The organism is Mycolicibacterium sp. XJ662 (genome assembly GCF_053484035.1).
The window spans coordinates 1-512 of record NZ_JBEFTL010000034.1; the positions used below are offsets into that span (position 1 = coordinate 1).

The following is a 512-nucleotide window of genomic DNA, read 5'->3' on the forward strand; positions in this document are numbered from 1 at the left end:
GAGCCGCAGGGGCTCGATGAGATTCGGCCCGGGTGTTGGCAGGTCGATGAGCGGGTCAAGGATATGAACGCCGGCGGGATTTTGGGGTCGATGTGTTTTCCGTCGTTTCCCGGGTTCGCCGGCCGGTTGTTTGCCACCGAGGATCAGGAGTTTTCGCTGGCGTTGGTGCAGGCCTACAACGATTGGCATGTCGAGGAGTGGTGCGGGGCCTATCCGGCGCGGTTTATTCCGATGACGTTGCCGGTGATCTGGGATCCCGAAGCGTGTGCCGCTGAGATTCGGCGTAACGCCGAGCGGGGGGTGCATTCGTTGACCTTCACCGAGAACCCCGCGGCGATGGGGTATCCGAGCTTTCATGATTTCGAGCATTGGAAGCCGATGTGGGATGCGCTGGTCGATACCGACACCGTGCTCAATGTGCACATCGGGTCCTCGGGGCGTCTGGCGATCACCGCCCCGGATGCCCCGATGGATGTGATGATCACCTTGCAGCCGATGAACATCGTGCAGGC

The 512-nt window shown here is 61.5% G+C and carries 1 protein-coding gene; it reads left to right on the forward strand.

Translation table 11 applies throughout. The features are described 5' to 3' along the window. A partial coding sequence (locus ABQE93_RS27055) for an amidohydrolase family protein (protein ID WP_448411976.1) occupies window positions 1-512 on the forward strand: 512 nt, incomplete at both ends.